Source organism: Streptomyces muensis, from assembly GCF_021474425.1.
Classification (GTDB): Bacteria; Actinomycetota; Actinomycetes; order Streptomycetales; family Streptomycetaceae; genus Streptomyces; species Streptomyces muensis.
Map to the genome: position 1 here is coordinate 1 of NZ_JAKEIP010000334.1, position 7,535 is coordinate 7,535.

Annotated in this window: 8 protein-coding genes; 2 read left to right on the forward strand and 6 right to left on the reverse strand. The window is 73.4% G+C overall.

The features are described from left to right. Nucleotides 1-354 precede the first annotated feature (354 nt). Nucleotides 355-1,488, forward strand: coding sequence for an acyl-CoA dehydrogenase family protein (locus tag L0P92_RS39855; RefSeq protein WP_234768019.1), 1,134 nt, complete (start codon nt 355-357; stop codon nt 1,486-1,488). A gap of 66 nt (nt 1,489-1,554) precedes the next feature. On the opposite strand, the gene L0P92_RS39860 is transcribed toward L0P92_RS39855, so the two are convergent. The 4 genes from L0P92_RS39860 to L0P92_RS39875 all read right to left on the reverse strand — a co-directional run bounded on the left by L0P92_RS39860 (nt 1,555) and on the right by L0P92_RS39875 (nt 5,142). Then, nucleotides 1,555-1,902: a rhodanese-like domain-containing protein gene (locus L0P92_RS39860; RefSeq protein ID WP_234768020.1), complete on the reverse strand. Its 348-nt coding sequence runs from the start codon at nt 1,900-1,902 to the stop codon at nt 1,555-1,557. 159 nt (nt 1,903-2,061) lie between these two features. Beyond that, complete coding sequence (locus L0P92_RS39865) at nt 2,062-2,967, reverse strand: J domain-containing protein (RefSeq protein ID WP_234768021.1); 906 nt, start codon at nt 2,965-2,967, stop codon at nt 2,062-2,064. A 185-nt stretch (nt 2,968-3,152) separates the two neighbouring features. Beyond that, entirely contained in the window at nt 3,153-4,622 is a 1,470-nt protein-coding gene (locus L0P92_RS39870; RefSeq protein ID WP_234768022.1) for a DUF2252 domain-containing protein, read from the reverse strand. Between the two features lie 157 nt (nt 4,623-4,779). After that, entirely contained in the window at nt 4,780-5,142 is a 363-nt protein-coding gene (locus L0P92_RS39875; protein ID WP_234768025.1) for a winged helix-turn-helix transcriptional regulator, read from the reverse strand. 122 nt (nt 5,143-5,264) lie between these two features. Here L0P92_RS39875 and L0P92_RS39880 point away from each other — a divergent pair, with 122 nt between their 5' ends. Further along, the gene (locus L0P92_RS39880) at nt 5,265-5,915 is read left to right on the forward strand and encodes an FMN-dependent NADH-azoreductase (protein WP_234768023.1); all 651 of its coding nucleotides are present in this window, start codon (nt 5,265-5,267) and stop codon (nt 5,913-5,915) included. 102 nt (nt 5,916-6,017) lie between these two features. Here L0P92_RS39880 and L0P92_RS39885 read toward each other — a convergent pair whose 3' ends face one another. Then, a complete protein-coding gene (locus L0P92_RS39885; protein ID WP_234768024.1) occupies nt 6,018-6,239 on the reverse strand; it encodes a hypothetical protein in 222 nt (73 codons plus the stop codon). A gap of 46 nt (nt 6,240-6,285) precedes the next feature. Then, complete coding sequence (locus L0P92_RS39890) at nt 6,286-7,440, reverse strand: glycosyltransferase 87 family protein (protein WP_443733836.1); 1,155 nt, start codon at nt 7,438-7,440, stop codon at nt 6,286-6,288. Nucleotides 7,441-7,535: the final 95 nt, after the last annotated feature.

Here is a 7,535-nt window from a genome sequence, read left to right on the forward strand (position 1 = left end):
GAGGAGCGGGCGGGGACGCGACGGCGGCCGGGGCGTCCTGCGGCTCCTCGTCCGGCCCGTGCCGGGCGGCCGAGCCTGCGTCGTGCGCGTCTGCCATTCCGCTTCGTTCCCCGATTCCGGTTCCGGTCCGTCTGCCCTCAGCTCTCGCACGGGAACGGTACTCAGGCCCACCCGCCGGGCACAGCCCCTTCCGGGCCCACGTTGCCCACACCTTACGGGGGTCCCACGGCCCCGTACGCGGAGCATTCCCTTCTTCTAGAACCTGTTCTATCTTGACGCTCCGTCAGATCGACACTTTCAGATCGATTCAGATCGATACCGTCAGATCGCCGTGCGTGTGGAAGGGCAGGGACCGTGGACTTCACCTTCACCGAGGAGCAGCAGGCGGCGGCCGAGGCGGCGCGCGGGGTGTTCGCCGGGGTCGCGCCGGACGCGGTGCCCTCCCCCGCGCTCACGCCGGGTGCCGTCGCCGACGACTTCGACCGTCCGCTGTGGGGCCGGCTCGCGGACGCGGACCTGCTGAGTCTGCTGCTCGCGCAGGAGTACGGCGGGGCCGGCCTCGACGCCGTCGCGCTGTGCCTGGTGCTGCGCGAGTCGGCGAAGGTGCTGGCCCGGGTGCCGCTGCTGGAGAACAGCGCGGCACTGGCCGCCGTCCAGGCGTACGGCAGCCCCGAACTGAAGTCCGAGCTGCTCGCGCGGGCGGGGCGCGGCGAGGTCGTGCTGACGGTCGCCGCGCACGGCCGCACCGGGCACGACCCGGCCGAGCTCGCGGTGACCGCCCGGCAGGACGGTGCCCGGTGGGTGCTGGACGGCGTGCAGACCGCCGTGGCCTGGGCGTACGACGCCGATCTCGTCGTCGTCCCGGCCCGTACGGCCGCCGACCGGACCGTCCTCGCGCTGGTGCCGCGCGGCGCGGAGGGGGTTTCGCTCGGCGAGCAGTTCTCGACCAGCGGGGAGCGGCTCGGGGAGCTGCGGCTGGACTCGGTGTCGCTCGCGGCGCGGGACGTCGTCGACGCCGAGGGCGCCTGGGAGTGGCTGCGGGAGCTGCTGGCCACGGGGACGTGTGCGCTGGCGCTCGGGCTGGGGGAGCGGGTGCTGGGGATGACCTCGGAGTACGCGAGCAAGCGGGAGCAGTTCGGGCATCCGATCGCCACGTTCCAGGCGGTCGCCGTGCAGTCCGCCGACCGGTTCGTCGACCTGCGCGCGATGGAGGCCACGCTGTGGCAGGCCGCCTGGCGGATCGCCTCGGGGGCGCCGGGTGCGCTGCCCGCCGCCGCGGACGTGGCCGTGGCCAAGATCTGGGCCTCGGAGGGCGTACGGCGGGTCGTGCAGACGGCACAGCATCTGCACGGCGGCTTCGGCGCCGACGTCGACTATCCGCTGCACCGGTACCACGCCTGGGCCAAGCACCTGGAACTGGCGCTCGGCCCGGCCGCGGCGCACGAGGAGGCGCTGGGGGAGCTGCTGGCGGCGCATCCGCTGGCATGACCGGCGGACACGGGGGTCCGTCCCTACGGCACGTGTCCCGTCCTGCCTACAGCACGTGGCTCTTCCCTACAGCACGTACCCGGACTGTCCCTCGTCGTTCACCACGGGGCGGCCCACCGCCGCCCACACCTGCATGCCGCCGTCGACGTTCACGGCGTCGACGCCCTGCTGGACGAGGTACATCGCGACCTGCGCCGAGCGGGCGCCGGAGCGGCAGATGACGTGGACGCGGGCGTCCTGCGGGGCGGCCTCGGTCAGCTCGCCGTAGCGGGCCACGAACTCGCTGATCGGGATGTGCAGGGCGCCTTCGGCGTGGCCGGCCTGCCACTCGTCGTCCTCGCGGACGTCCAGGAGGAAGTCGTCGTCCTTGAGGTCGGTGACCTCGACGGTGGGTACGGCGGATCCGAAGTTCATGGCTCCGACGCTACCTGAACGCTGCGCTGGCTTGGCGGGGCTCCTAGGGGGAGGGGGGTGTGGGCCGGCTGGAGGGTGCGGGCTTCGTCGTGGTTGATCGCGCAGTTCCCCGCGCCCCTGGGGCGTTTCCGTGCCCCCTGGCCGAATAGTGCCGGCAGCTCAGTTGCCCAGCAGTGCTGCCAGTTCTGCTTCCCGTTCCGATACCTGGGCAAGGAGTTGTTCGGCGATCTCGTCCAGGAGGCGGTCGGGGTCGTCCGGGGCCAGGCGGAGCATGGCGCCGATGGCGCCCTCCTCCAGTTCCTTGGCGACCAGGGTGAGCAGTTCCTTGCGCTGGGCGAGCCATTCGAGGCGAGCGTAGAGCTCCTCGGCGGGGGTGGGGCCCTGCTCCTTGGGCACCGGTCCGGCGGCCCACTCCTCGGCGAGCTCGCGCAGGAGCGCCTCGTCGCCGCGGGAGTAGGCGGCGTTGACCCGGGTGATGAACTCCTCGCGCCGGGAACGCTCGGCCGCCTCCTGGGCGAGGTCGGGGTGGGCCTTGCGGGCCAGCTCGCGGTAGAGCTTGCGGGCCTCGTCGCTGGGGCGCACCCGCTGCGGCGGCCGTACCGGCTGCTCGGTGAGCATCGCCGCGGCCTCCGGGGACAGTCCCTCGCTGTCCATCCAGCCGTGGAAAAGCTCCTCGACGCCGGGCATGGGCAGCACCCGGGCGCGGGCCTCGTCGGCCTTGCGGATGTCCTCGGGGTCGCCGGTGCGGGCGGCCGTGGCCTCGGCGATCCGGGCGTCCAGCTCGTCCAGGCGGGCGTACATCGGGCCGAGCTTCTGGTGGTGCAGCCGGGAGAAGTTCTCCACCTCGACACGGAAGGTCTCCACGGCGATCTCGTACTCGATCAACGCCTGCTCGGCGGCCCGTACGGCCCGCTCCAGCCGCTCCTCGGGCCGCTCGGCCCCGTCCTCGGCCGTCACCTGCGCCTCACCACCCTGATCGGCTTCACCGACGGGCACCTCGGCACCGCCGCGCGTCCCCGCACCAGCGGGCTCGGCCTGGGACTGCTCAGCTTCGGGCGTCGTCACCCGACCAGCGTAGGCCACGTCGTGACTGCGTCAGCTGAGCTGGACCTGGGTACCGCTGCCCGGGCAGCACCGGCGTTGTCGTGGGCCTGCTGGGGCTGCCGCCCCAGACCCCGCTGTCGGCCCTTCGGGCCTCGTCCTCAAACTCCCCCAGAGGGGGTGCCCCCAGACGGGCTGAAAGACCCGAGTCACACCCCGGCCTCCGCCGCGATCCGCCCCGCCCGCACCGCCCCCACCAGCGCGCTGTGGTCCGCCTCCGTGCGGTCGGCGTAGGTGACGGCGAACGTGGCGATGGCCTCGTCCAGTTCGTCGTTCTTGCCGCAGTAGCCGGAGACCAGGCGGGGGTCGGCGCTGTGGGAGTGGGCGCGGGCCAGGAGGGCGCCGGTCATGCGGGCGTAGTCGTCTATCTGGTCGGCGGCCAGGGCTGCCGGGTCGACGCTGCCCTTGCGGTTGCGGAACTGGCGGACCTGGAAGGGGCGGCCGTCGACCGTCGTCCAGCCCAGCAGGACGTCGCTGACCACCTGCATGCGCTTCTGGCCGAGGACCACGCGCCGGCCCTCGTGCTCCGCCTCCGGGGCCTCGAAGCCGGCCGTCACCAGGTGTGGGAGCAGGGCCGACGGGCGGGCCTCCTTCACCTGGAGGACCAGCGACTCGCCCCGGTGGTCCAGGAGCAGGACGACGTACGAGCGGGTGCCCACGCTGCCCGTGCCCACCACGCGGAAGGCGACGTCGTGCACCGCGTGCCGGGCGAGGAGGGGGTGGCGGTCCTCGGAGAGCGTGGTGACGTAGTCCTCCAGCGACGCGGCCACCGCGGCCGCCTCCGCGTCCGGGACCCGGCGCAGTACGGGCGGGGCGTCGACGAACCGGCGGCCGCCGTCCTCGGTCGGCTCCGTCGACTTCGCCGCGAAGCGACCGCTGGTGTTGGCCCGCGCCTTCTCCGCGACCCGCTCCAGCGTGCCGAGCAGATCATGGGCGTCGGTGTGGGAGACGAGCTCCTCGTCCGCGATGGCGTTCCACGCGTCCAGCACCGAGAGCTTGGCCAGCAGTCGCATGGTGCGCCGGTAGGCACCGACCGTGTCGTGCGCCGCCTTGCGGCACGCGTCCTCGTCCGCGCCCGCCTCCCGGCCCGCCAGCACGAGTGAGGTGGCGAGCCGCTTGAGGTCCCACTCCCAGGGGCCGTGCAGCGTCTCGTCGAAGTCGTTCAGATCGATGATCAGGCCGCCGCGCGGGTCGCCGTACAGGCCGAAGTTGGCCGCGTGCGCGTCACCGCAGATCTGGGCGCGGATCCGGGTCATGGGTGTGCGGGCGAGGTCGTACGCCATGAGTCCGGCCGAGCCGCGCAGGAAGGCGAAGGGCGTCGCCGCCATCCGGCCGACCCTGATCGGGGTGAGCTCGGGAAGCCTGCCGAGGCTGGACTCCTCGACGGCGGCCACCGCGTCGGGACGGGCGGTGTCGAGGTCGAAAAGGGCGTGCTCACCGCGTGGCACCCGCCTGCGCAGCTCCTTGCCCTCCTCCTTGGGCGAGCCTCCGCCGGGCCACTCGGCGAAACCGCGCACCCGGGGCAGCCGACGCGCCGCCGATGCCGACAGCGCCTCCGCCGGCGACTCCGACGCCACCGCGACCGCCTCCGCCGCAGCACCCGCACCGACCTCGGTCATCTCGACCGCCTCCCCCGCTCACGCACGACCAGCGACACGAACATCAACTCGTGCCGACGTTACAGCCGGTGGCCGAAACGCGTCAGACCCTGTGGACAACTCCGCGACGCGGGGCGGGATGCGTTGTGGAAAACCCGGCCTTCACAGAGAGCCGGCCTCAGCAGCCGCCCGATCCCGCCCCGTCCCCCAGGTACGTCTTCGCCCAGCGGCCCAGCTCGGTCAGTGCCGGCTCCAGCGCGGCGCCCGCCTCCGTCAGCCGGTAGACCACCCGCAGCGGCGGTCCCTCATAGACCTCGCGCACCACCAGTCCCGCGGCGGCGAGTTCGGTGAGCCGGTCGGAGAGCATGCGCTCGCTGATGCCGGGGATCGCCCGGCGCAGGGCGACGAAGTACGCCGGGCCCGCGGTCAGGACGGACACGATCGGGCCCGTCCAGCGCTTGCCGAGCAGCTGGAAGACCTGGGTGATCCCGTCGTCGACCCGCTTGCACGCCCCTACGTCGTGACTCTGCTCACCAGCCATGTCACCCGCCATGCCCTTCAGGGTACTGCCCTCCCGTACGGGGGTGAAAAAAAGTAAGTGACTGTGTTATTCATAGTCGAGTACGAACTTTCAGTCGCTTCCCTTTCCGTCTGGAGACCCTCATGGCCACGCTCCTGCACATCGACTCCTCCGTCTTCCCGGCCGACGCCTCCTCCTCCCGTGCCGTCGCCGACGCCTTCCGTGGCGCCTGGCAGGAACAGCACCCCGAGGGCACGGTGATCCACCGCGACCTCGCCAAGAACCCCGTGCCGCACATCACCGCCCACGCCCACACCGCCGGCTTCTCCGATCCGGCCACGCACAGCCCCGAGCAGGCCGCGGCCTTCGCCGAGCGGGTCAAGCTGATCGAGGAGCTGGAGCGGGCGGACGCGGTGCTGATCGGCGCCCCGATGTACAACCTGACGATCCCGTCGACGCTGAAGGCCTGGCTGGACAACGTGGTCCTGTTCGGTCGTACGGCCGGCGAGGTCCAGTCGGTCAAGGGCACCCCGATCACCGTCGTGGCCAGCCGGGGCGGCGCCTACGGGCCGGGCACCCCGCGCGCGGGCTACGAGTACGTGCAGAACTACCTGTCGGCGGTGCTGACCGACTTCCTCGGCGCCGACCTCGACTTCATCGTCCCGGAGCTCACGATGGCCCCGGCCGACCCGGGGATGGCCGACCTGGTCCCGCTGTTCGAGGCCTCCCGTGAGCGCGCCCTCGACGAGGCCTCCACGAAGGCCAAGCGGCTGGCTCAGCGACTCGCGGCCTAGGCCTGCCGACGGGCACGCGCGCGTAGGGCGGCCCCGGTCGAGCGGTCCGGGGCTGCACGCGTGCGTGTGCCGGGACGCCGCCCACGACTCGGGCACCGCGCATCACCCGGGGCCGCCGCTCCCTCGCACCACGACGCCCCGTACCGCCACCCCGTTCGGGGAGTCCGGCGGATCTCCGGCCGCGTGCCGCCCGGTCGACGGCAGACACAACGCCACGACCAGCCCGACCACCGCGAGCACGGTGACCCGCACGAGCCGCGCACCGCTGCCTCCACCTGCTCCCCCGAGGATCGCCCGCTCGAAGCTCGCCTCCTCGAAGCTCACTCCCCCGAGGCCCGCTCCTGCGGAACCGGAACCTGATCCCCGCTCCTCACCCACGCCGCCCCACCCCCACCGACCGCCCGACCCGACGAGCAACGCTCGGCAGCTCCGTGCGCCGGAACCAGACGGCCAGCACGATCGGGTAGACCAGGTACCCGAACCGGGTCGCCGGGATCAGGCACATCGCCAGTCCCAGCCCGAGCGCCAGCCGGTCCGCGGCGGCGACGACGGTCCTGGGCGGACGTACCGCCAACGACACCGCCACGCCGCCGGCGGCGGCCACCAGGGCGGCCATGGCGAGGGCGGATCCCCCGGGGACGTACGTGGCCAGCAGGTGCCCGGGCAGTGGGCTGGCCGCCGGTGAGCGCACGCCGCCCTCGCCGAGGGGGAAGAGCACCACGTGCTCGACGAAGGCGTGCGGATCGGCCAGGGCCACCGGCACCACGGCCAGCGCGGCCACCAGCACGGCGAGGACACCGGCCCGTACGGCCGCCCGGCGCCCCGCTGTCACGGCCAGCAGGACGAGACCCACCGGCAACAGCGGCCACGCCGTCCACTTCAGCGCGGCCGCTGCCCCCATCGCCAGCCCCGCCGCCGTACCGGACCCGCTGCGGCCCGCCAGCGCGAGGCCCAGGCACATCAGCCCGATCACCGGCAGGTCCACCCCGCCGACGGCCAGCGGCAGCGCCACCGCGGGGAAGGCCGCGAGGAGGAACGCGGCCCGCGCACTCGGCCGGTCGTTCTCCGAGCGCCGCGCCGCGACCAGCATGCTCACCAGGAACACCGCGCAGAACCACACCCGGGCGTCCACGAGCGGCGTGCCGCCGAACAGCGCGTGGGGTATCCCGAAGAGCGCCATCCCGGGCAGATAGGGGTTGTAGTCGTCGACGCCGGCCGGGTGCGGCACGTACGGGCTTCCGGAGTCCAGCAGCAGGCCGCCGGAGTGTTCGACGACGTGCACCTCCGACTGCGCCGCGCCCACCGTGACCATCAGCGCCAGCGGTACCACGACGGATCCGAGCAGCGCGGCGACCGTACCGCGCCGGCTCCAGGGGCACGGCGCCCGCCGGGCGAACGCCGCGGCGACGGCGTACCCGACGGCGGCGCAGGCGCCCCAGGTCCGGTGCGGGGTGAGGTCGGTGACCAGGGCGAGCGACAGCGCGAAGACCGCGCAGCCGAGCCAGAACAGCACGTCGAGGGGTATGCGACGGCGCGGTCGAGGCGTACGTCGCGGCGGCGCCGGGCTGTTCCGGGTCGGCGCCTGCCGGGTGGGGGCGACGAGGGCGGTGAGGGCCGTGG

What these genes read in the sequence shown, in the direction of transcription:
- L0P92_RS39860 (WP_234768020.1), bottom strand. Translation starts at nt 1,902, where the DNA reads ATGAACTTCGGATCCGCCGTACCCACCGTCGAGGTCACCGACCTCAAG.
- L0P92_RS39870 (WP_234768022.1), bottom strand. Translation starts at nt 4,622, where the DNA reads ATGACCGAGGTCGGTGCGGGTGCTGCGGCGGAGGCGGTCGCGGTGGCG.
- L0P92_RS39875 (WP_234768025.1), bottom strand. Translation starts at nt 5,142, where the DNA reads ATGGCTGGTGAGCAGAGTCACGACGTAGGGGCGTGCAAGCGGGTCGAC.
- L0P92_RS39880 (WP_234768023.1), top strand. Translation starts at nt 5,265, where the DNA reads ATGGCCACGCTCCTGCACATCGACTCCTCCGTCTTCCCGGCCGACGCC.